The organism is Paenibacillus sp. PSB04 (assembly GCF_025809195.1).
GTDB lineage: Bacteria > Bacillota > Bacilli > Paenibacillales > Paenibacillaceae > Paenibacillus_AQ > Paenibacillus_AQ favisporus.
In genome coordinates this window covers 847196-871314 of record NZ_CP081301.1, presented here as the reverse complement: position 1 = coordinate 871314, position 24119 = coordinate 847196, and the positions used below count along the sequence as shown (strand labels likewise).

Here is a 24119-nt window from a genome sequence, read left to right as displayed (position 1 = left end):
TTGCGTGCCTATCACCTAGCGTTTCCAGCCATAGGCTAAACTTCCTTTCCATTTTAACCGACATAGAAGTATAAGCGTGTGCCTGTGAAAAGGGCGCGGTATGTTTTGTTTCACAGGAGCGGAATACGAGGAAAGGTAGGTTTAAGCCATTCTATGAAAAAAATAACGGCATGCATGCTAGCACTCGCCATGGCATTGGACATAGGAATCACAGGAGGGATGGGAGGAAGTCCCGTATCAGCTGCAGCAACGGCCGTGCAGGCTCAAATGAGCGGACCGCTTGTCTCCACACTGCCGGCAGATGGGGCCGCGGAGGTTGGGAGACGTCCGGATTTTCAGCTGACCTTTAACCAAAACGTACATATTGCCGATCCATCCGCCGATCCAGCGTCGGACCCAGTGGTGCGGATCATCGATCCGGCTCATCCGGAAGAGGCCAACCAGATCAAGCTCAGCCTAAGCGATTTAAAGGCCATGAATTCAACGAATCCAGCACCCACCAATAACCTCAACTTCCAGCTGCCTGCAGGCAAATGGCTGTCCTACAAGACGGAATATCAGGTGAAAGTCGAGGCGAGAGTTCTAAAGGACGCTTCTAACCAGACGTTGAACGACGAGTCGACGTTTACGTTCACCACACTAAGCAAGCTGGCTGTCGTGGACTACGCGCCCCAAGTGGGTTCAATTGGAGCCAGTCCTTCCAACGCGCTGCAGCTTACTTTTAATGAAGAAATTCAGACGGGAAGCGGCAGCATACAGATCAAACGCGTGTCCGACAACCAAGTGGTGGACTCCATTACGCTGACGCAGGGGCAGACGAATTCGCGGGTTCAAGTGGATGGGAAAAAGGTAAGCTTCACGTTATCCCGTTCGTTGGACAAAAACACGACGTATTATGTCTATATCCCTGCAGGTGCCATCACTACGTTGGATGGACAAGCGTTCGGCGGGTTGACGACGGGCGGGCAATGGTATTTTACGACGCAGGGTGATACCGCAATTACGGCCAAATCGCCGCAAAGCGCCGCGACCGGGATCGCCACGAACAGCAAGCTGCAGCTGACTTTCAACAACCCGGTGTATCCGGGGCAGGGAACTATTGATTTATATAAATCGAACGGCACTAAGGTAACTTCGATTAACGTCCAGTCCACGCAGGTGACAGGCGGCGGGTCGCCAGTTGTGACGATCGATCCGGGGAGCGTGTTGGCGTACGGGACGTCGTATTATGTGATTGTGCCTACAGGAGCTTTTCAGGACCGGGGAGGCAGTAACGTGGCCGGGATTACTTCGACCACAGGCTGGACTTTCACGACGGCAGCGGCGCCAGGCAGTACGACTCCGCTGTCCGTGACCAGCTTGTCCCCAACAAGCGGAAGCACGAACGTGGCGGTGGACGCGACGCTGTATATGAATTTTAACCGGGAAGTAGTTCGCAGTTCAGGGAATGTATTGCTCCGCAAATCCTCGAATGGTGCCAGTGTTCCGGTGACGGTCACGGTGAGCGGGACCCAGGCCAAAATCCAGCTGCAGTCCGGTTACACGCTCGACAAAGACGCGTCTTATTACGTGACCGTTGACCCGGGGGCTTTTTACGACAAACAGAACCCTGGCATGAACTATGCTGGAATTACAAGCACTACGGGCTGGACGTTCCAGACGTACACGTCGGACAAGCAGGCTCCAGTGCTCCAGAGCAGTGAGATGTACAGCAACACGACGATCCGGCTCGTATATAATGAAGCTTTGTATTCGGACTCCTGGCCATCGACGGCCAATTTTAACGTGACGGTGAACGATGAAGCGCGGCGGATCAGCTACGTGTATACTTCCGGCGACAGCGTCTATGTCATTCTGGAGACCGGCGTCGCCGTCGGGCAAAATGTGAAAATCAGCTACAGCGGCGGCTCCAGCCCGATCCGCGATACGGCGGGGAATGCGGCGGCAGCTTTTGGGGCCCGCGAGGTCGTGAATGGCGTGGACTCCGCGCTTCCGAAGCCAACCAGCGGCACGATTTCGGGTAGCACGGTGGTGCTGTATTTTAGCCAGTCACTGAAAAATCCTTCTGCCTATGCCTACGAGCAGTTCACCGTAACGGCGGACGGAACGAGTATGGGCGTCAAAAGCGTGAGTCAAAGCGGCCAGTCCTTGACGCTGTCCATGAACTCGTCCGTCGGCGACGGGCAGGTAGTGCGGGTCAGCTACAAACCGGGGGCGTATCCGATTCAGGATTACCGCGGACAAAATATCGCCGGATTCACGGACTACATCGTCCGTAACTATTGGGACACGAAGCCTCCGGTCTTTGACAAGGCGGAAGGTGGAGGCACCAAGCTGATTCTGACGTATAACGAGCTGCTGAGCACGACTAATGTGCCGATGAAAAGCCAGTTTTCCGTACTGGTCAATAATGTGCCGAATTACGTGACCGCGGTGGAGATCAAGGGCAATCAGGTGACCTTGACCCTGACCACTGCACTAAGCATGGACAACAAGGTGACGATTTCGTACGTGCCCGGTACGGCGCGCCTGACAGACCTGAACGGGAACGCGGCCGGATACCTGAACTTGGAGCCGGTTACCGTTACGAATTCAGTTGACATGGGAGTCATTCAATCAACGGTCGTGCAGGGTGACACAATCCAGGTTGTGTTTAATAAAACATTGGTATCACAACCCTCGGTTACAGTGACCCAATTCCAAGTGTTGGTGGACGGTATAACGAGTTCCCTGTACAGCGCCTCGGTCAATGGCAGCACGCTGACGCTCAAGCTCAGCAATCCGGTCATCAGCGGCCAAAAGGTGGAGCTGTCTTACTTTCCAGGGGCAGCGCCGCTAAAGGACAGCGCAGGCAATGATCTGAAGTATTTTAGCAAAATCCCGGTCAGCAGTACAGGAACGACGGGCAGCAGCGGATCGACCGATCCGAATCGTCCTTCTTACCTGACATTTATGGAGTCATCTGAGTTTGGACAGGCTATGTTTGCGCTTGGCAACCAGGTGACGGCCGTCTCGGATGTGAAGTCCCGCAACAACCAATATATTAAGCAGTACCGAGTCGATGGCGAGAGGCTGAAGCAGGCCTACCAATATATGCTGAACTCCGGTGAAAAGCTGCACACGCTTGTTGTAGATGCGGCCGTCGGGCTAAGCTCAGCATCGGTTACGTTCCCACTAGACACGCTCCAGCAAGTCTATAACATCGATCGCAGCGCAGTGCTGGCCGTGAAAGCCGGGGATGCCGTGTATATGGTGCCTTTTAGCAAAATGAATCTGCCGGACATTTCCCGCAGTCTCAATACAAGCAGCTCTTCCGTCTCGCTTAATATCACGGTAGAGAGGCTGTCAGCAGAGGCAGCAGCGGAATTGAGCAAGAAGGTGAATGCCGGTTCGACGCAAAAGATCACCGAGCCTGTAGACTTCTATGTATCCGCCGTGAACAACAGTTCGCCGAACAATCCGCTAGAGCTGAAGCTCAGCGGGGAATATCTCGTCCGGATGAGCAGCGCGCTGCAGGACAGCCGGTCCAGCCTGGTACGCTTCGACAATGTAGCGAATAAGCTGACCTACGTTCCGGGCGTAATCAACGCGGCAGGCAGCCGTGGGATATTCCATGCAAAGGTGAAGGGAAATTTTACCGTTTTCGGAGCAACAACTTATAAATATTACAGCGATCTCGGCAACCATTGGGCGAAAGACGCGATTAATACGCTATCCACCAAGCAGGTGATTGAGGGCCGAACGAATACGCTTTTTGCCCCAGATAAGAATATTACCCGTGCTGAGTTCGCGGAGTATATCGCCCGGGCTCTCGGACTGGAAGGGGATGCGCAAAGCGCGGACCGTTTCTATGACGTGGTCAACATCGGCTCCAGCGCCTATATCGGAGCGGCGGCCAAAGCCGGCATCGTCACCGGCAATACGGACGGATCGTTCAAACCGAACAGCTCGATCACGCGCGAGCAGATGGGGATCATGATGGTCCGGGCTATGAACTATGCGGGATACAACTCGACGCTGAGCTATCCGGCGTCCACATACCTGAAAGTGTTTAATGACAGCAAGCAAATTCAGTATCCGGATTCCGCGGCACGCGTGCTAAAGGAAGGCATTATCCAGGGTGTCACAGTGAACACGTTCCAGCCCCGCGGAAATGCAACCCGCGCCCAGGCGGCCGTCATGCTTCAGCGTCTGCTGGAGAAAATCGGGTACATGTAACCAGAGCAGTAAACAGGCTAAATCTCTCACAAAATCATAGAGTTTCCATTTCGGTACGTCAGCCCTACTTCGGTAGGGCTTTTTTTGTGGGATTTTTCGGTGGATTTTGTTAAAAAGATTAATTTTCCGTAACTTTTTTGGATAATTTCAGTCTATTTAATAGGGAGTTCATACTGGACCTAGATAATAGAGTCTGTGAACTCATGCTGTAACGTGTATAGTCGGTTGGTCCTGTTTATGAACGAGCAACGATAGAATAGCATTGCGTATGAAGAAGATGGGAGAGTTAACAGTACATGAAATGGCATAATGATCGCATGGGGAACGAGCACAAGAAGGGTGCAGGAAAAAAGTGGATGGTCGTATCGCTGGCCGGCCTGCTGTTTATTACGCCGGTTGTCGGCAGCGGCATCCCGTTGAACGGACATTCTATTGCCTCGGTGGCCAGCGCGGCCACGGCGGCGACCGTAACGAAGCTGAGCGAAAGCCCGGTTACGTCTGGGGCGATAATGACCAAGTACAAATTTACGACGACGCGTTCCGGCAAACAGGCGACGGCACTGGCGGACGTCATCAAAGTCGATTTGCAGAATCCGAACGTCAAGATTGACGTCATGAACGGCCAGGACGGTCAGCTGACCACCAAACAGAGCACCGGCGGCATGGTCAAAGAGACCGGTGCGGTAGCGGGCGTGAACGGGGACTATTTTAATACGGCCGGAGATGGGGCACCGATCGGGGGTCAGGTCACCAGCGGGGAACTGGTATCGACGCCTTCGGATCTGAAGGGGATGTATTCCTTTGCGGTAACCAAGAGCGGCACGCCGGTCATCGATCAGTTTTCGTTTGACGGAACGGTGACAGCCCAAGACGGCTCTACGTTCCCGCTGGCTGGTGTCAATAAGGCATCTTACACGCCGGAGAGCGGTACTTCGAATTACAGCCATGCGAATGCTATGTATATTTATACAAGCGCCTGGAAGTCGCCGGTTCGTCCGAAGAACAGCTCCACTACACCGGTTGAGGTCCTGGTGCAAAACAATGTGATTACGCAAATTTCCGAGCCGGGAGGCTTTGATTTCGCAGTGCCGGAGGACGGGTACATTTTGCGGACCCACGGAACGGCAGCGCAGTTCGTAACGAACCATATGGCAGTCGGCCAAACGATCACAACCGACTACAAGCTGCTGTCCAAAACGTCCGGACAGTCGCTTGATCCGGCCAACCTGCAGATGATGATCGGCGGGCATACCATCCTGGTGAATAATGGAGCGGCGTCGGCCTTTTCGCGCGACGTATCCAGCATCGGAGGCTACCGCGCCCGTACGGCACTCGGATATTCGAAGGATCAGCGCTACGCATATATCGTAGCCGTTGAGAAGAACGACAACAGCTCCGGCATGTCGCTGTCCGAGCTGCAGACCTTTATGGTCAAAGTCGGTGTCTGGAAAGGCATGAACCTGGACGGTGGCGGCTCCACAACGATGGTCGACCGGCCGCTCGGCGAAACGGGCACGAAGTTGACGTTCGACACGGAATACGGAACGACCCAGCGCAGCGTCGTCAACGCTGTTGGCGTGTACACCGAGGCGCCGCAGGGCAGCCTGCTCGGGCTGAAAATCAGCGGCTCTTCCGCGATCCTGATCGGGCAGCAGGCATCGTTCCAGCTGAAAGGCTATGACACCTATTACAACCCGATCGACGTGTCGAGCATAACACCGACCTGGAAGTCGAGCAACGGCAACATCGTCGTGAGCGGGCAGACGGTGAAGGGCGTGAAGCCGGGAACATCGACGATTACCGCGGTCAGCGGCAAAGCCAACGCCAGCATGCAGGTGAAGGTGATCGGCGGAGACGACCTGTCCGCCCTGAACGTCGGAACGGCAACGGCTCCGCTGAAGGCAGGCAGCACGGTATCGGTGCCGGTTACGGCAGTGACGAAGGACGGGCAGAGCATCACGGTTCCGGCCGGATCCCTGAAGTGGGAATTCGTTGGCTTTAAAGGCAGCGTGCAGGATGACAAGTTGACCGTCGCTTCGGTGAACGCCAATACGAAGGTTGGTTACGCGATCGCCCGTTATAACGGCTTCAGCACCGTCGTTGTTCTGTCGGCGGCAGGCGAAGACATGTGGGAAAACTTTGAAAATGTCACATACCCGGTCGATTTTACGACGAACAGCGGCAGCCAGGTTACCGGATCGGCTCAGGTGACGCAGGGAACCGGCGACCATGCCAATTCCAAAGTGCTTCAGCTGCAGTATGACATGACGGCCGGCAACGGCAAAATGTATGCTTATGCACAACTGAACGGCACTTCGGGCAAAGGCATTAATGCAGCGGCTACGTCGATGTCGATCGACGCGATGGGCGACAACAGCCTGAACTGGATGCGTGCCGAGCTGACGGACGCGAAAGGACAGACGGTTTACGTCGATCTTGCCAAAGCCATTGACTGGACGGGCTGGAAGATGATCAACGTGGATCTGAGCAGCCTGGGCATCGCCTTCCCGGCCCAGTTGAAACGCCTCTACGTCGTCAATGTTGAAGAGGGTCAGGACGAGCGGGCGAAGACGGGTACGGTCGCTTTTGACAACATTAAATTCACGATGCCTTCGCTGTCCAGCGATGCCGGCCTTCCAACCGGCAAGGTGATCATGGCGGTCGGGCAGAAGTCCTATATGTCGAATGGTCAGAAGAAATCCATGGACGCTGCGCCGGTCATGAAGAACGGTACGACCTATATTCCGGTGAAATACGTACTGGATACATTTGGAGGACAAGCGACATGGGATTCGGCCAATCAGCGGATCAGCGTCCTGCGGGGCGGCAAGCTGATGGACTTGACGGTCGGCAAAAAGGAATATATCCTAAACGGCAAGCGTAAAAGCGCAGAAGTTGCTCCATTCATCACCCAAGGTCGTACTTTAGTCCCACTTCGGCTCGTTTCCGAGCAATTAGGATTACAAGTAAATTGGGAACAAAACACGAAGACCATTACCATCCAATCATGATATGGTATGATATGTATAGAATTGAACTTAGGAAATGCGACTGCAGCTCATTCTATGTAGAACTGTAATGGTTAGAAATGGAGTAGAACATTCGTGGATTTTCAAGCCGATGCGATAGACCGAGTCATTAAGAATGCCATCCAGGTGGTTGAAAACAGCAAATATCAGATGTTCGAGATTCTCGAGACGGCCCGGGACGAGCTGCTCACGTTGAATCAGGAACTGCAGTTAGTGATGAAGGAAACCGTGGATACGCTGCAAAAGGTGGATCAGCTGGAGCTGAACTACCGGCGCTCCCGGATCCGGCTGACCGAGGTCAGCCGGGACTTCGTCCGGTACAAAGAGGATGATATTAGGCAGGCCTACGAGAAAGCGACGCAGCTGCAGCTTGATGTGATGATTTATCGCGAGAAGGAAATGTATTTGAAAGCCAGACGCGATGAACTCCAGAAGCGGGTGAGAAGTGTCGAAAATTCGATAGAACGTGCCGAATCCATCGGATCGCAAATGGGCGTTGTCATGGAATACCTGTCGGGAGAGCTGGGACAAGTGACCCGGATCATCGAGACGGCCAAGAACCGCCAGGTGATCGGTCTGAAAATTATTTTGGCGCAGGAAGAAGAGCGCAAACGCATCGCCCGTGAAATCCATGATGGTCCGGCGCAGCTGCTCGCTAACCTGGTCCTTAGAACCGAAATTGTGGAAAGAATGCTGCTGAAGCAGGAATTTAAGATGGTGCAGGACGAAATAGTAGATTTGAAGGGGCAGGTACGCTCCAGCCTTGAAGAAATGCGCAAGGTCATTTTTAATCTGCGTCCTATGGCACTCGATGATTTGGGACTGATCCCGACGCTGCGCAAATACGCGCACGATTACGAGGAGAAGACCAAGATCCGTACCATGTTCGAAACGAGAGGGAAAGAGCATCGTCTTTCTTCTGCAATGGAGGCGGCGATCTACCGTCTGGTCCAGGAAGCACTGAGCAATGCGGCGAAGCATGCCCACCCAACCTATGTGTTAATTGAGATTACATATCAAGCGCAGATGGTTAAAATTGTCGTTCAAGACAATGGACTTGGATTCCGAGTCGAGCTTCTGGAACAGAAGAGCAAGGATCATTTCGGTTTAATCGGAATGCGCGAGAGGGTAGAGCTTCTCGAAGGGAGAATGGAGATCGAATCGGCCGAGAATCAGGGTACGAAGATCATTATCCATATCCCAACGAACGTGGAAAAGGGAAAGGAGTAGTTGGATGGAAACGAGAGATTCCGGCAAAACAACCATTAAGGTCCTCCTGGCTGACGATCATCAACTGTTTCGCGAGGGTCTGAAGCGTATTTTGAACATGGAGGAAGACATTGAGGTCATCGGGGAATGCGGCGATGGTATTCAGGTGCTCGAATTTTGCAACGATATCAAACCCGATATTGTCCTGATGGATATTAATATGCCTGTGGAAAATGGTGTGGAGGCCACGGAGAAGCTCCGCGAGCTGTTTCCGGATGTAAAGGTCATTATTCTATCCATTCATGATGATGAGAGTTACGTATTCGAGACGCTCCGCAAGGGCGCGAACGGATACCTGCTCAAGGATATGGAAGCCGAGTCGCTGATCAATGCGATCCGTTCGGTTCAGGAAGGCTATGCATTTATTCATCCTAAAGTGACCGGCAAGCTGATTCAGCAGCTGCGGCGCATGACCTTCCTGAACGAAACGGGTGCCATGACTGAGAGCGGCGTCCGCGAAGCAGGCGTCAAGTTCGTGGCCGGCGAGAACAATCCGCTGACCCGGCGGGAAGCTGAAGTGCTGCGCCTGATGGCGGAAGGCAAGAGTAACAAGATGATCGGAGAGTTTTTATTCATAAGCGAGAAAACGGTCAAGAACCATGTCAGCAGCATCCTGCAGAAGATGGAAGTCGACGACCGTACGCAAGCAGTTATCAACTCGATTAAATACGGTTGGGTTACGCTCTAATACCATAATTTTGGGATGGCTGCTTGCCTTTGCCAAAGTTTGTGAAAAATTCCACTGTACGCTCGCTCATGCCCCTTTCGTCAGAGGTGTGGGCGATCCGGCCTTTATCATTCACCGTCCGGTTTGTACCCGCATATAGTGTGGGTATACAGGAGGTGAGTCTGCATGATGATTCCGCTTTTGTGGATCACGGCGGTATACGTGCTGGCGGCTGCGGCGGTTCACTTATTTCATGCTTGGCAGAAGCGCAAAAGTTCACCCTGGGTTCACTATACGCTGGTGACGTCCAACCATGAAGGACAGATCGAATGGTACATCCGGGCATTCGGGTGGTATTCGTTCATTTCAGGCAAGAAGCTTCGTCTAACGGTGATGGATGCAGCTTCCACGGATCAGACCGTGGAGATTGTCCACCGAATGCACGGAACCGCGGGTATGGAATTATCCGTCGTCCCGATGCAGTCCTCCGTGGAGAACGGAGACATCGAAGGAACCTTGGTGCTGGCTGACGGCATGATTTCCGAAATGATTGATTTAAGAAAGCCGCATGAAGCGGAGCGCATTCCTTATGTCTAATACGCAGGGAACTGTGTTCATGCCGGGAGGCGGCATAATGCAGAATACAGAGTGAAGCACACTCTAGAGGCGACAAGCCGGGGGTGTGCTTTTTTGCGTTGGTCGGAAAATCGTCTGTGGTTTGTGAATTCCAAGGGCTTGTATAGATTGAATTAAAGGTATACATTGAACTTCCTGTTATAACGGCCCAATAGAGGTCTATAACATTCATTTCTTTAGTTCGTTAGTTCGTTCTATGTAGATTTACATATCACTCGTGCTGAAAAGATTCTTGAAGAGATTGAGGTTTTCCGTAAGAGGACAGGATATTCGGCTTTTACGTTTCACCGAAACGGGAAGGGAGAAAGGAGGCGGGCGCATGCGTGTCGCCGTATATGCCATCCGGCAAGGGCAGCGGTGGAGGATGAAAATTTCGCTGGATCTACGTATAGACATCGTCTGGTGGGAGTATGTGTGCAGGAATGCTGGAGTGAATGGAACGATGGTTTTGCTGTCAAATGAGATGCCTTTAGGCTGGGCATGCAAGGTGGCTAGGGGTTTTGTGGGTACGTCGGACATGGCGCGCTGGAAGCTGCAGCAGTGGAAGGGGTGGTTGGAGGCGGAGTTGAGGGAGGAGAGGGAGCGGGAACAGACAGGCATTGATAGGTCTCGCGCGGGAAAGAATGGGTGGACGTCTGTTGACGGAGAAAGACAAAAGGGCGGTTTGTGGGGAATGCAGGATCAGGGAGGGGGAGTTTGGAACGGATTCGAACCCAAGGACCATGACGGAGCGGCAAGGGGTGAACTCAGGGCCAAGGGCTATGGTGGAGCAGTGCGGGATGGATTCAAATCAAAGGGACGCGATGGGTCAGCGCGGGGCGGATTCAAAGCTAAGGGCCATGGCAGGGCGACACGGGACGGATTCAAATTCAAGGACCATGACGTAGCTGTCGGGGATGGATTCAGTGCCACGGGTTATGACGGATCGGCGGGGGATGTATTCAACACAAAGGGCAATGACAGAAATGTCGGTAATGACGATTCCGGGATGTGGCGCTGGGAGCTAGGCGAGCAGTTATCTCCTGCCGTATGGCAGGAGCTGAGGCGTCAGCCGGAGGAAGGGCAGTGGGCAGGAGACGTAAGGGATCCGGCTGTGCTCAGGGTACTTGCGGAGCAGGCAGCGCAGCTGGTGGACAGGATGCGCGGCAGGTCGCTGCTCGCAGCGGAGGTCGACTCGCTGCTGAGCGACCGGGCGCCGGGGCTTGCCGGCACCTGGCACAGCGCGGCGCAGCTGGCCTACCTGCAGGGCCAGCTGGCGCTGGACGCGGGCGTGGCTGCCGCCAGCCCGCATAAGAGCCACCGCGGCGCGCGGCGCGCCGGCCGCGGCCAGGCCCCACGCTGCCGCCGGTGCGGCAGCGAAGCCACGGGCCGCACGGCATGCGCCGCGTGCGGCCTCGCGGCCTGCGCCTACTGCGAGGCATGCCTCGCGCTCGGGCGCAGCCGCGCCTGCTCGCTGCTGCTTCGCACAGCAGCGGATCCGGCAGTGCGGGGCACGGCCGGGGAGTCCACCGCCGCCGTTGCGGGGCGGTGGGGATTGAGCGCAGCCCAGGGCGATGCCGCCTGGGCCGCGCTGGGGTTCTTGGCGGAGCCGCCCGAAGGGGGCTCCGCGGCAGGCGGCCGCACCGGCTGGATGCGGCCGAGATGGGGTGCCGCGCAGAGAAGCGGCACCAGCATCGCGCCCTCCCGCTTCCTCCTGTGGGCCGTGACGGGCGCGGGCAAAACCGAAATGATCTTCCCGCTGCTGGACTCCGTGCTGGCGGTGGGAGGGCGCGTGCTTGTGGCCACGCCGCGCCGGGATGTGGTGCTCGAGCTCGCCCCACGCCTGGCCAAAGCGTTCAGCGGTGTCCGGATCGTTACCCTGTACGGCGGCAGCGCCGAGCGCTGGGAGAGCGGCGCCTTGACGCTCGCGACCACCCACCAGCTGATGCGTTTCTATCACGCATTCGACCTGGTAGTGATCGATGAACTCGACGCATTTCCCTATCACAACGACCCTATGCTGGCCTATGCGGCGCAGCATGCCTGTAAGACTGATGGGAAATTTGTGTACCTGTCGGCGACGCCGCCGCGCCCGCTGCAGCGGGAGGTGTCGCGAGGCTCGCTGCCGCATGCCAAGGTGCCCGTCCGGTACCACGGTCACCCGCTGCCCGTGCCGAAGCGGATCGCCATGCGCAGCGTGGAAACCTGTCTGCGGCAGCCGAAGCTGCTGGGACCGCTTGCCGCGGAGCTTCGCCGGTCGATCGACCGGGGAGCGCAGATCTTTTTGTTCGTCTCCCGGATACGCCATATCGGACCGCTCGTCGAGATTTTACGCCGCCGGTTCAAAGATACTGCGGTGGAAGGGACATCCTCGGAAGACTCTGGGCGGGGTGAGAAAGTCATAGCTTTTCGGAAGAAGGAAATCCGCCTGCTCGTCACGACGACCATTCTGGAGCGGGGGGTGACCGTTCCCCGCAGCGACGTGTATATCCTGGATGCAGACAGCAGCCTGTTCGACGAGGCGTCGCTCGTCCAAATGGCCGGCCGGGCCGGACGGTCTTCCGAGGATCCGGCAGGAAGGGTCATTTTTGCTTCGTCCCAGTGGACGTTGTCCCAAAAGCTGGCCGTAAACCAGATCAAGGCGATGAATCGGATTGCCGGCAAGCACGGATATTTAAAGGAGCAGCCTTCTAAGTCATAAGCCGATAGGAGGGATGATAAGTTGAAGTCCAGTAGTTCATTGTTACAGATGATGCAGTATTTGCTGTCTCCACCCGGCGAAACGTGCCTGACTTGCGGCAGCGTTAGCCGTCTTGTCCGGGAATGGCCGGGCATCTGCCGATCTTGTGCGGAGGCGATCCCCTGGATTCATAAACCCCGCTGTCTCTGCTGCGGCCGTGCCATCGGCTGCCCGGACTGTCTGCGGGAAGAGACGAGACACCGATCTTTTGTCTGTAACCGGAGCGCCGTCCAGTATAACGGGATAATGAGAGAGTGGCTGGCCCAATATAAGTATCGCGGGCATGAGAAATACGCGGATCTGATTGTCCACATGCTGAATCAAGCTTTTGTGCAGATGCAGGAGGAACTGAGCAGCCTGTTGCTCGGTCTTAACCCTAAACTGACGCAAGGAAAACTTTTGTCGTCTTCTGGGGATTCAATTTCGTCTATTGGAATTTCAGCGTCTTCGTCAGGTTTATTTTCAAAGAGAAGTTCAGGCACTGTATCAGGCCACACATTTCGCACATTCCACCCCCAAAATCAACGTATTCAATCGGATGCCTCTATTGGATTCTTTTCAGCGGTTATTTCCAAGTTAATTTCAAAGGTCGGCTTTGTTTTGCCAGAGGTGCCCCTTTTCCATAAATTAAGAGAAACTTCGCAAGAGGCTTTATGGAAGCCGGACGTGATAACTTATGTACCAGTAAGCGACGTCCGGTTGAAGGAGCGGGGATTTAATCAGGCGGAGGTGTTGGCGAGAGGGCTTGGTAGCAAGCATCGGATTCCCGTCATGCCGCTTTTGGTCCGCAGGGAGCACACCGCCAAGCAGAGCTATAAATCCCGTCAGGAGCGGATCGATTCGATGAAGAATGTGTTCGCTGTGCATAAGGAGGGGTTAGAAGCTGCCTTATCGTTGTATATACGTACATATGGGATTCCAACTAATATAAGTCATAGTAATAGCGAGATGACTCGTCAAGAAATCTATGGACATGCTGTAACGGCCCAAGATGAGATTCAGCCCATGCAAATTCTTTTAATAGACGACATTTATACGACAGGGAGCACGATTAATTCGTGTGCAGAGGTGCTGCGGGATACTTTGCACCAAGGATTGGGGCTTGCCTCTGAAGTGTATAGCCTGACATGGGCCAGGTCGTAATAACGACAAAAAATCATGTCAAGATTTACCGAAATTCGTAAATTAAGATGGACGAGGGGAGCCGGAATAAGGTAATCTAGAACCATATCATCATGGCTTGATTTGGTATTCGATAAGGGGAGAGTTATTGTGGAACTTGCGAATTGCCCTCGCTGCGGCAGATTGTTTGCTGCCAATTTCAGAGACATTTGCCCGAACTGCATCAAGGAGATCGAACGCGAATACGAGATTTGCGTGGATTATCTGCGGGAGCAGAAGGGTGCCAATATACAGGAGCTGTCGGAAGCCACGGGTGTTTCCGTCAAGCAGATTACGAGTTTTGTCCGTGAAGGCCGGATCTCAGTCGTGAATGCACCGAACTTGATGTATCCGTGCGAGGTTTGCGGTACACTGATTCGTGAGGGGCATATGTGCGACTCTTGCCGCACCCGTCTGACCCGGGAGCTCAGCCAGGCTGCACAGACAGGCCAAGATCAGGATTCCGGTCCTAGAAAACCGGGTGAAGGTGCCTACCGCGTCGTGGATAAATTCCACAAATAACCGACTGCCGCACTAAAAACGGCAGCAGCTATTAATAATGTTTCAGTGACGACCGATAAACTTAGTAAAGATTATCGGTTGTTTGCATTTTGCATGCGAACGGGCTGACGTGTCGGCTTGGGAGGCCGGGTGAGTACCCGGCGGAGCAGCCCGCATATTGTGAAAGAAGGTGGAAGATATGAAAATTAATGATACCGGCAGAATTGGTGGAGTTAACCCTTATCAACGGAATATGGAGACGCAGCGGCAGGAAGCACAAAAGCCTGCACGCAAGAAGGACCAAGTTTCCATTTCCTCGGAGGCGATTGAAATGCTTGAGGCCCAGAGCCGTGCCAATGACCCGGAGAGAGCGAAGAAGCTCGAGGATCTGAAGCAGAGAATCGCATCCGGCACCTATCAAGTGGATGCTGGTAAACTGGCCGATAAGCTGATGCCTTACGTCAAGTCGTCTTTTTTCGATAAATAGGGGGCCCTGAATGTCAATACAGCCATTACTTGACACTTTGGAAAGACTAGTGGAAACCCATCATACAATGCTGCAATTAGGGAAAGACAAAAAGAATGTCGTAATCAAAAATGATATTGACGGACTGATCAAACTATTGAATCAAGAGTCGCGGATCATGAAGCAGATTGAAGTGCTTGAAAAAGAACGTCAGGAGGCATGCCAGCTTTTTCTCAGGGAACGGGGCATTAAATCCCTTCTGCATTTAAATTTGACGGAGATTTCAAGATTGGTTTTTGATCCTGAGGATAAAGTCGAGCTTAGAAAAGTCCAACTAAAGCTATCGGATGTTTTGTCCGAGCTTAAACAGATCAATGAATTGAATCAGCAATTAATCGAGCAAGCCTTAGCTTATATAGATTACTCTTTAGATTTATTCCGTACTCCTTCTGAAGAGTTTACCTACCAGCACCCATCTGGAAATTCTGGAGGTTCTAATCGGCCCGGTATTTTTGATGCAAGGGCATAAAATTGAGGAGGAGCTATGACTTCTACGTTTCACTCATTAGAAACCAGCAGACGAAGTCTGTTTACCCAGACGTCAGCTTTAAATACAACAGGACATAATATTGCCAATGCGAACACTCCAGGCTTCACACGTCAGCGAGTTAATATGTCTGCATCCAAGCCTATGGAAGCGTATGGGATGACTCACTCAACTGTTCCAGGCCAACTGGGTACAGGGGTGGAGGTAACTTCCGTTGTGCGTATTCGTGAGTCCTTTCTGGATGAACAATACCGTAACGAGAACAAAGGGCTTGGAAGCTGGAATGTCCAGTTTGACACATTAGACAAGCTGCAGACGATTATTAACGAGCCTTCGGACACGGGGATCAGCAGTTTGGTAAATAGTTTTTATAAAGCGTGGTCTGATCTAAGCAAGGATCCTGAGAATATCACAGGGAGAAAAATTGTTAAAGAAACCACGCTGGCGCTAACCGACGCGTTAAATCATACCAGTAAGCAGTTAAGCGATTTGAACGCAGATCTCACCAATAGCATTGAATTAAATACAAGCAAAATTAATAGCATTTTATCCAGTGTATCTGATCTAAACCGGCAGATTACCCGTATTGAGGGCTCTGGGAGCGATAATGCCAACGATTTGAGGGATCAGAGAGATTTGCTGGTGGATCAGCTATCTGGTTTGGTCAATATTCAAGTTACTGAATTGCCTGACGGTTATCAAATCAATATGGGAAATACGACTTTGGTTTCAGGAGATACCCAAACGGCCCTGACTTCGCAAGTACTGCAGGATGCTTATGCTTCCGGTGATCTAAATAGCGGCGAGGTCTATGGAACGTTCTTATCTCGTGATAAGTATGTTGCGGATTACCAGAAACAGCTGGACTCATTTGCTAATACACTGGTCAATGGTGAATTCCAGGTCACCCTTCCTGCCGGCTCTGTTCTGCCCGCAGGGACGGTGCTGAACGGGGTCACTTATAACGATCCCAATCGAACGCTTGCAACCGACTTAACGGTGACCATTCAGGGAATTAACGGCTTGCATAAGCTTGGGTATAGTATCAATGACGGGCAGCCTATTGCTGGCGGTGACTTTTTTTCTACTACTGATGGTGGGCCTGTAACGGCAGCGAATATTACGTTGAGTCAGGCAATCGTTAACAACCCAAGTTTGATTGCAACCTCGTTACGGACGACGGGAACAACGCCTAACGAACAAGTTGTCAAAGGGAATAATGGACTTGCTATCCTGATGTCCGATCTGAAAGATACCAAATTTAATTTTGGCGACAATTTAACTTCTCCCGTGACGGTTGATGATTATTTTAAAGCCATTGTAGGCCAGGTTGGCGTGCAGGCCAATGAAGCTAAACGTCAGGCGGATAATGCACAGGTACTGACGAATCAGGTGGATGAGAAGAGGCAATCCGTGAGCGGCGTGTCACTTGATGAGGAAATGTCCAACTTGATCATGTTCCAGCACGCATATTCGGCAGCAGCACGAGTCATGACAACCTTTGATGAAATGCTGGACAAGCTCATCAATGGAACAGGTACCGTTGGCCGGTAATTCGAAGGAGGTTTTTTAATTGTCATTACGTATCACTTCCAATATGATGAATACGCAGCTGCTTCATAATTTGAACCGGAACCTGAGCTCCATGTCAGAACAGCAGAATCAGCTGTCCACGGGCCGCAAAATTAACAAGCCTTCCGATGATCCGGTTGGAGTTACTTACGCTCTGAGATACAGATCAGAATTATCTGCGAATGATCAATACCAACGTAATGTCGATGCAGCCCTTGGATGGCTCGATACAACGGATTCCGTCATGTCTTCGGCCGAAGCTGTTATGAAACGTTTAAAAGAATTGACGGTTCAAGCGAGCAATGGAACGAATCCGCAAACCGCATTGGACAGTGTCGAGTCTGAGCTCCAAGAGTTGAAACAACAATTGGGGCAGTTGGGAAATACGCAGTACAACGGAAAGTATATTTTTAATGGCCAAACCTATGATATCAAACCTTATGATACTACCAATCCAGACACAATGAAATCGGTCCAGACGGATGGTGCACCTGTGGAGTATACTGTGGGACAAGGGGTTACTTTCCAAATCAATACCTCGGGAAATGAGTTTTTTGGTGAAAAAGATGGCGAGGATAACGTATTTAATATTATCGATAAGATATCCGCCGCCTTGAAACAAGGACAGTATGATGCAGTTTCGAAAGAAACGGAAAACATAGATTCCCGATTGAATAAAATGCTTTCAGTTCATGCGGAAGTCGGCGCTCGGACCAATCGCGTTGAATTGATGCAGAGCCGCCTCGGCGATGAGGAATATGGGTTAACCCAACTCCAGTCCAAAACGGAAGACGCAGACATGGCAAAATTAATGATTCAATCCAATATTGCGACGAATATCTACCAAGCCTCCCTTTCAGCAGGAGCTAAAATAATTTCACCTACCCTCGTAGACTTTATCCGTTGATTGAAGTGAATACACGTATACGTCATAATTAGCTATGAACTGGTAATCGTTCGTAGCTCTTTTTTATACATCAAAAGGAGTTGTGTTCTTAATGAATATCCAGAAAGATACCTATGATATCGAGGCCGTACCCGAAGAGGTGTTTGAGTTTAAGAATGGTATTCCTGGCTTTGAAGGGTATACGCAATTTGTGATTCTTCCGCAGGATGAGCATTTCTCTATTCTCCAGTCCTTGGATGACTCGAATGTGGCATTTATAATCACGGACCCCTTTATATTTTTTAAAGACTATGAATTTGAATTAAGTGAAAGTGATCAAGCCCAACTCAATATATCCGACCCTGCCCAAATTATGGTCCGTGCCATCGTGACTTGGGGGAATGACTTAACCAAAGTCACGGCAAATCTGGCGGCGCCACTGGTCTTTAATTTAAAGAACAAGTCCGGTAAACAGATCGTGCTATACCCAACCTCCTATCAATCCAAGCATCCCCTGCTGGGTCCCCAAACTTCAGAAGAAAGCGGGAATGATTAATGCTAGTTCTGACAAGAAAAAAAGGTGAATCCATTGTCATATCGGAGAATATTGAAATCATCATTCTGGGTGTAGAAGGAGACAATGTAAAAATTGGCGTGAATGCGCCGAAACATATTGAAATTCACCGTAAAGAGCTGTACTTGGCCATTCAGCAAAGCAACGAGGAGGCGTCCTCCGGACGTGACGAACTTTTGCGTAAAATTTCGGAATGGAAGAAAAAATGATCCAGCGTAATTTTTAAAATAAATTTGCTAGAATAGCTATTAACAAACCTCCTTGGACTTCCGATATATCTTATAGAATGGTTTGAACCGGGCGGCCGACCTTCAAACCATTCACCACAAGGACGTGGGATACTTAATAATTCAGGGAGGAAATATCCAATGATTATCAACCACAATATTCCAGCTTTGAACACGCAACGCAATTTGGCTCTGAACACAACTGCAGCCAGCAAAAATATGGAAAAACTGTCTTCCGGTTTGCGCATCAACCGTGCAGCTGACGATGCAGCCGGCCTGTCCATTTCCGAATCGATGCGCGGACAAATCCGCGGTCTGGAGCAAGCGCAACGCAATGCTCAAGACGGGATCTCATTCGTACAAACGGCTGAGGGCGCAATGAATGAAGTTAGCTCCATGCTGACTCGCATGAAAGAACTGAACGTTCAAAAATCCAGTGGTACTTACAGCTCTAACGATACGAATAACATTGATGAAGAGCTTTCGGAATTGGGTAAGCAAATCGATAACATCATGACTAAGACAACATTTAACGGTATTAGTATCACAAAAGGTGCAACGATTACTGTAAATGACAAGGCTACTGGATCTATTACAATCGGGAAAATTACAACGACAAAATTTAGCAATTTGGGTTCAAAATCCACTCTTCAAAACATTGAGGATGCTATCACTGGAGTTTCTACAGAGCGTGCTAAATTGGGTGCTGTACAGAACCGTTTGGAGTACACTTCTAACAACATTGGTACAACTGTTGAAAACCTTTCGGCTGCTGAGTCTCGTATCCGTGATACGGACATGGCAAAAGAAATGGTTGCTTTGTCCAAGAACAACATTCTCCTTCAAGCATCCCAATCGATGCTGGCACAAGCAAACTCCGCCCCACAAGGCATTCTGTCTGTGCTTCGTTAATCGATTTAAGTTATCCGAAAGAGGCCTTGTTATCAAGGTCTCTTTTTCTATTTTATCTTCATTTCACTCGAAAAATATCCGATATATATAAGTAACAACTTGAATCGAAGAGGCAAGCGTAGACCGTTCCAAGGACAAGAAGGAGGAGTCGTTTGTGGACAATCGAATATCGGGCAGCATTCCTATGGGATCCATATCACCCAGAACTGAAAAGGTAAACTCAGGTGACACGTCAAAAGCTGAACCAGCTGAGTTAGGATCAATAATTAAGACTGGCCAATTATCTGCAGACCAGGAGTTGGCTGTACAGCAGCTAGAAAAGGCGATCAGGGCTGTTCAAGGACCAGAGAAAAGTTATGAAATTAAGGTCCATAAGGAGACTCATACATTCGTTGTAAAAATCTTTAATAAGGATACAGGGGATTTAATTCGTGAAATTCCTCAGGAAAAGTTGCTTGATGTCGCCACGCGTATGATGGAATTAAACGGAATTATTGTGGATAAGAGAGCTTAAAGTAGGAGGGAAACCATGAGAATTTCAGGTCTTGCTTCAGGTCTTGATATTGATGCTATGGTCAAACAGTTAATGACCGCAGAGCGGGTTCCGCTGAATAAACTAAATCAACAAAAGCAGTTAACCGAATGGAAGCGTGATGGTTACCGGGAGGTCAGCACGAAACTCGTTAGTTTTAACGATAAAATCACCAATTCGTTTAATCTGAGCAGCGCCATTGATTCCAAAAAGGCCTCTATCACGGGTGCTTCCAATGTATTAACGGCAACCGCTACCGGGGCTGCTGGGAACTCAGTGTTGAATATTAGCGTTAACAATTTGGCTACTGCCACAAATGTGATTTATAAAGGCACCGAAGGAGCTACAACGCTAAAGGAAATCTATTCTGGCAACGAAACAAGTGTAAAGATTGGAAATGCAACGATTGATTTTAGTCCTGATGATACGATCGATTCGTTCGTCAAGAAAATCAACAGCAATAAAGACGCTGGGGTTACCGCGGTGTATGATTCGAAGACGGGGAGCCTGTCGCTGACCAATAAACAGACGGGGGATTCTGCCATTTCTTTAACCGGAGAGTTGTTTAACGGTAACTCCCAATTTACGACAACAGGGCAAACCATAGGTAAAGACGCTGAGGTTGTTATTAACGGGATTACGACGAAGCAAGCGTCCAATCGATTTATGGTCAATGGTGTAGAAATCACTCTCACCGGTGTTACCCCGGCCGGACAGTCTACCCAAGTAGAAGTCACCCAAGATGTCGACAAGATGATGGATACCATTAAGGCATTTGTGGATGCATATAATGATGGTCTCTCCCTTATGAATCAAAAGACTAGCGAAGAAAGATATAGAAAGTATCTGCCACTAACAACGGAACAGAAGGCGGATATGAAAGACGATGAAATCAAGCTGTGGGAAGAGAAAGCCAAGAGCGGCATGCTCAAAGATGACTCTATTATCTCCAAAACAGTCAGCGACATGAGAGCGGCTTTGACGGCTGATGTCGTTCTCCCGAATGGAGAAAAGGTTAATTTAGCCCAGTTCGGTATCACTACGGGAGGCTATAGTGAAAAAGGAAAGCTCCATATTGACGAGACGAAGCTTAGAGCAGCATTGGAGGCAAACCCTGAAAAAGCAACGGCATTATTTGGACAAACGGATTCGTCAGCGACCGTCAGCAATAATTCTAAAGACGGCCTTTTTAACCGAATTAAGAAGATCAATCAAACGGCATTACAAAGTATTTCGGACCGGGCCGGAACATCTAAATATAGTAGTGATCTAACGACAGCCTTCCTTCCGAAAAGCGAAATGGGGGATCAGCTTTCAGCATTAGACAAAAGAATTGATGAAATGAACGACCGGTTGACGTTGATCGAAAATCGATACTACCAGCAGTTTACGGCGATGGAGACTGCAATGAACAAATATAATAGTACATCCTCCAGCCTTGCGAGTTTGTTATCCTAACAAAAGGAGAGAACATGTTGTGATTAACTCACCTTATCAAAAATATCAGCAGACACAATTACAAACAGCTTCCCCTGCTCAACTTTTATTGATGTTGTATGATGGGGCGATCCGGTTCGTTCGGTTAGGGATTGCGGGCATAGAAGAACAAGATTATGAAAAAGCAAACACGTACCTATGCAAAACGCAAGCGGTTATTCATGAGCTGATGGCTGCCCTCAACTACGATTATCCCATTGCAAAGACGCTGGAGCAGGTCTATGAGTACATGCTTTATCGATTGATTAATTCGAATTTGAAGAAAAATACAGCTCCAGCCCAAGAAGTATTATCTTATTTACTTGAACTTAGAGAGGCTTGGGACACCGCGAGTAAATCATTAAACAAGAATTCGGAGCAGCAAGCATAATGGTCTTGGTGCGAGTGCTAATCGACGAATTGGAGCTTTTGACCAGCGGCATCGTTGATCGACTGAATGATGTAAGCTATGAAGAACTTTCAAGGTTTTCTGATCGCAGGGCTGAGCTGGTGAATCAGATGGTGGGGGCAGGGTTGGTCCTTAATGAAGCCGATAAACAAAGGCTTCACCATTTAAGCGCACATGATGGGGCGATTCTAAATAAAATGGGGCTTTACAAGGCAGAAGCCAGCGAATGGCTATTTCGGCAGGGGAATATCAAGGAACAACGGTCTGCTTATAATGCAGGATTCACGCCAGAGAGCTTCTTTTTTGACAAAAGGAAATAACGAATAAAGGGCTGAACACCAGATGAAACGACTTAGTGTATGTATGATTGTCAAGGATGAAGAGGAACTGCTCTCACGCTGTCTGGACAGCGTTCAAGGAATAGCGGATGAAATTATTGTGGTAGACACAGGTTCGTGTGACAGCACCAAGGATATTGCGCGTGAGTACACCGATAAAGTCATTGAATATGATTGGTCCCACGATTTTTCCGCAGCCCGTAACGAATCCTTGCGGCATGCGACCGGGCAGTGGATCCTTGTGCTGGATGCAGATGAGTATCTATCTATAGATGAACACCATGAATGGTTGCAGTTCCTTGAGTCTGAAGCACCTGTGAATTATTTAGCTTATACATTGCCTATTATAAACTTTACAGGCGAGAGGGCGTATGACGACGAAATATCGGCATCTCCTGTGACCCGGTTATTCCCTAATTATCAAGGAATCTATTTCGAACGCCCCATTCATGAACAATTAACGCGCGGAAGCGATAAAAAGTTATTCCATAAAAAAATTGATTTAAAAATATATCACACCGGCTATCAGACCCAACGAGTGAATGAGAAAGATAAGCACGAACGGAACATGTCCATTTTTAATGAAATGATGAAAAATCAGCAGATGAGTGATTACGATTGGTTTACGCTGGGGAATCAATACCGTTACGCTCAGGAGGATCAGCAAGCGCTGGATTGTTATGAAAAAGCGATTAAGGATACTGATATTCATTCTGTTTGGTATCCCCATTGTCTGGTTGGTCTCATCAGCCTTTATTTCAAGCAAGACCGTTTACTTCTTTCTTGGAAGTGGACGGAAGAACGGCTTTCTCAGTTTGACAATTACGCGGAGTACTATACGTTAAAAGCGATTCATTACGAAACCCTGGGTTTTTATCCACAAGCGATAGAGAACTATCAGAAAGCCATAGAAATCGCTGAAGGCAGAGCGGAGAATGATCAAGAAATTTGGCTTGTAGATCCGATGTATAGCTTTGAGATGCCAGTTCAACAATTAATTTCAATCTATTTTAGTTTACAGGACAACCAGAAAGCGATTTACTGGCTCTCCAAGCTGCTTAACAAAAATAGCAAAAATCCAAGAGTTTTATTAAAAATGACAGATTGGCTTAGTCACAATGAGCAATCTGAGTCTGTAATTCAGTTTCTTAATCAAATTTATAATAAAAATAGCAAGACGGATAGCAGTTTATTATTTAAAATTGGGCTGGCTCTTGGACAAAAGGAACTAGTTGAACACTATTCAGAGCATACTCCGGCAAACTTGACACTCAGTTCGGCCGAAAATTGCCGTTTGGCACTGGTGCAGTTAGATCAAATGAGTTTCAACCAATATGGACTTGAACTGCTGCATGAGGGAGAAGAGCTTGATCTTCATTCTTGGATCCAAATTGCCGTTGGTTCGTTTATTTGGAAAGATACGCGTTTACTTCAAAAGGCAATAGGGATTTCTGGACAGAACACAAAGCTCGGGGAATTGAGTGCTTTGATGCTTCAAGTTATTCAAGATCAGGAGCCTGAAGAGGAAAAGTTCTCCAGTAAACATACAGATGAATGGTTTACAATCGCTAAGGAACTTTTTGTTTTGAAGCAATATGAATGTTATGACCAATTCGTAAATAAGGTTCAAACAACGGATCTTGTCAATAAACTAGCCAATTATTTTTATAGTGTCAATCGTATGCAGATATCGTTAGATTACTATTCGATTCTCCTTAAGCAAGAAGCATTAGATATTCATAGCTTAATTAATTTAGGCTTATATCATTCCAGTCACGGATATACCAAAGAAGCAGTAGATTTTTTAGCTTTGGCCGTCCAAATGCAGCCTAAACAGCGGGGGTTGTACTATTCACTAATAAATTGTGCAGACCCTACCGATAGAGAGAAATATATAGCTTTATTCCATGAAGAATTTCCTGATTTCAGTAAGATATCATTTGTTAGAGAATTTATCGGGCAGATTCATGCTTAGAAGAT

At 49.8% G+C, this 24119-nt stretch carries 20 protein-coding genes; all 20 read left to right on the top strand.

The annotated features are described in order from the left end of the window. Nucleotides 1–219: 219 nt before the first annotated feature. A complete protein-coding gene (locus K2F33_RS04455) occupies nucleotides 220–4218 on the top strand; it encodes an Ig-like domain-containing protein (RefSeq protein WP_263881095.1) in 3999 nt (1332 codons plus the stop codon). Between the two features lie 296 nt (nucleotides 4219–4514). Next, nucleotides 4515–7229, top strand: a complete 2715-nt coding sequence (locus tag K2F33_RS04450) for a stalk domain-containing protein (RefSeq protein ID WP_263881094.1) — start codon at nucleotides 4515–4517, stop codon at nucleotides 7227–7229. Nucleotides 7230–7322: 93 nt separating this feature from the next. After that, nucleotides 7323–8477, top strand: coding sequence for a sensor histidine kinase (locus K2F33_RS04445; protein WP_089549739.1), 1155 nt, complete (start codon nucleotides 7323–7325; stop codon nucleotides 8475–8477). Nucleotides 8478–8481: 4 nt separating this feature from the next. Continuing rightward, complete coding sequence (locus tag K2F33_RS04440) at nucleotides 8482–9204, top strand: response regulator transcription factor (protein WP_076174607.1); 723 nt, start codon at nucleotides 8482–8484, stop codon at nucleotides 9202–9204. Nucleotides 9205–9369: 165 nt separating this feature from the next. After that, a complete protein-coding gene (locus K2F33_RS04435; RefSeq protein WP_089549740.1) occupies nucleotides 9370–9780 on the top strand; it encodes a hypothetical protein in 411 nt (136 codons plus the stop codon). A 358-nt stretch (nucleotides 9781–10138) separates the two neighbouring features. After that, nucleotides 10139–12499, top strand: a complete 2361-nt coding sequence (locus tag K2F33_RS04430; protein ID WP_263881093.1) for a helicase-related protein — start codon at nucleotides 10139–10141, stop codon at nucleotides 12497–12499. Nucleotides 12500–12784: 285 nt separating this feature from the next. Further along, nucleotides 12785–13681 (top strand): ComF family protein, encoded by an 897-nt coding sequence (locus K2F33_RS04425; RefSeq protein ID WP_263881092.1) that lies wholly within the window; start codon nucleotides 12785–12787, stop codon nucleotides 13679–13681. 129 nt (nucleotides 13682–13810) lie between these two features. Beyond that, complete coding sequence (locus tag K2F33_RS04420) at nucleotides 13811–14221, top strand: TIGR03826 family flagellar region protein (RefSeq protein WP_263881091.1); 411 nt, start codon at nucleotides 13811–13813, stop codon at nucleotides 14219–14221. Between the two features lie 178 nt (nucleotides 14222–14399). Next, nucleotides 14400–14687 (top strand): flagellar biosynthesis anti-sigma factor FlgM, encoded by a 288-nt coding sequence (gene flgM / locus K2F33_RS04415; RefSeq protein ID WP_263881090.1) that lies wholly within the window; start codon nucleotides 14400–14402, stop codon nucleotides 14685–14687. A gap of 10 nt (nucleotides 14688–14697) precedes the next feature. After that, nucleotides 14698–15195, top strand: a complete 498-nt coding sequence (locus K2F33_RS04410; RefSeq protein ID WP_263881089.1) for a flagellar protein FlgN — start codon at nucleotides 14698–14700, stop codon at nucleotides 15193–15195. Nucleotides 15196–15210: 15 nt separating this feature from the next. After that, nucleotides 15211–16767 (top strand): flagellar hook-associated protein FlgK, encoded by a 1557-nt coding sequence (gene flgK / locus K2F33_RS04405; RefSeq protein WP_263881088.1) that lies wholly within the window; start codon nucleotides 15211–15213, stop codon nucleotides 16765–16767. 19 nt (nucleotides 16768–16786) lie between these two features. Continuing rightward, the gene (gene flgL, locus K2F33_RS04400) at nucleotides 16787–17692 is read left to right on the top strand and encodes a flagellar hook-associated protein FlgL (protein WP_263881087.1); all 906 of its coding nucleotides are present in this window, start codon (nucleotides 16787–16789) and stop codon (nucleotides 17690–17692) included. A 91-nt stretch (nucleotides 17693–17783) separates the two neighbouring features. Then, nucleotides 17784–18227 (top strand): flagellar assembly protein FliW, encoded by a 444-nt coding sequence (fliW, locus tag K2F33_RS04395; RefSeq protein WP_263881086.1) that lies wholly within the window; start codon nucleotides 17784–17786, stop codon nucleotides 18225–18227. Then, nucleotides 18227–18454 carry a carbon storage regulator CsrA gene (gene csrA, locus K2F33_RS04390; protein WP_145028111.1) on the top strand — a complete coding sequence of 76 codons (228 nt, stop codon included), beginning with the start codon at nucleotides 18227–18229 and terminating at the stop codon, nucleotides 18452–18454. Before fliW ends, csrA begins: the two co-directional genes overlap by 1 nt. 159 nt (nucleotides 18455–18613) lie before the next feature. Continuing rightward, nucleotides 18614–19384, top strand: coding sequence for a flagellin N-terminal helical domain-containing protein (locus K2F33_RS04385; RefSeq protein WP_263881085.1), 771 nt, complete (start codon nucleotides 18614–18616; stop codon nucleotides 19382–19384). A 154-nt stretch (nucleotides 19385–19538) separates the two neighbouring features. After that, nucleotides 19539–19898, top strand: coding sequence for a flagellar protein FlaG (locus K2F33_RS04380; protein WP_263881084.1), 360 nt, complete (start codon nucleotides 19539–19541; stop codon nucleotides 19896–19898). A gap of 15 nt (nucleotides 19899–19913) precedes the next feature. Next, complete coding sequence (gene fliD / locus K2F33_RS04375) at nucleotides 19914–21374, top strand: flagellar filament capping protein FliD (RefSeq protein WP_263881083.1); 1461 nt, start codon at nucleotides 19914–19916, stop codon at nucleotides 21372–21374. A gap of 19 nt (nucleotides 21375–21393) precedes the next feature. Beyond that, nucleotides 21394–21783 (top strand): flagellar export chaperone FliS, encoded by a 390-nt coding sequence (fliS, locus tag K2F33_RS04370; protein ID WP_263881082.1) that lies wholly within the window; start codon nucleotides 21394–21396, stop codon nucleotides 21781–21783. Beyond that, nucleotides 21783–22121 carry a hypothetical protein gene (locus K2F33_RS04365; RefSeq protein ID WP_263881081.1) on the top strand — a complete coding sequence of 113 codons (339 nt, stop codon included), beginning with the start codon at nucleotides 21783–21785 and terminating at the stop codon, nucleotides 22119–22121. Before fliS ends, K2F33_RS04365 begins: the two co-directional genes overlap by 1 nt. Nucleotides 22122–22143: 22 nt before the next feature. Further along, complete coding sequence (locus K2F33_RS04360; RefSeq protein ID WP_263881080.1) at nucleotides 22144–24114, top strand: tetratricopeptide repeat-containing glycosyltransferase family 2 protein; 1971 nt, start codon at nucleotides 22144–22146, stop codon at nucleotides 24112–24114. Nucleotides 24115–24119 lie beyond the last annotated feature (5 nt).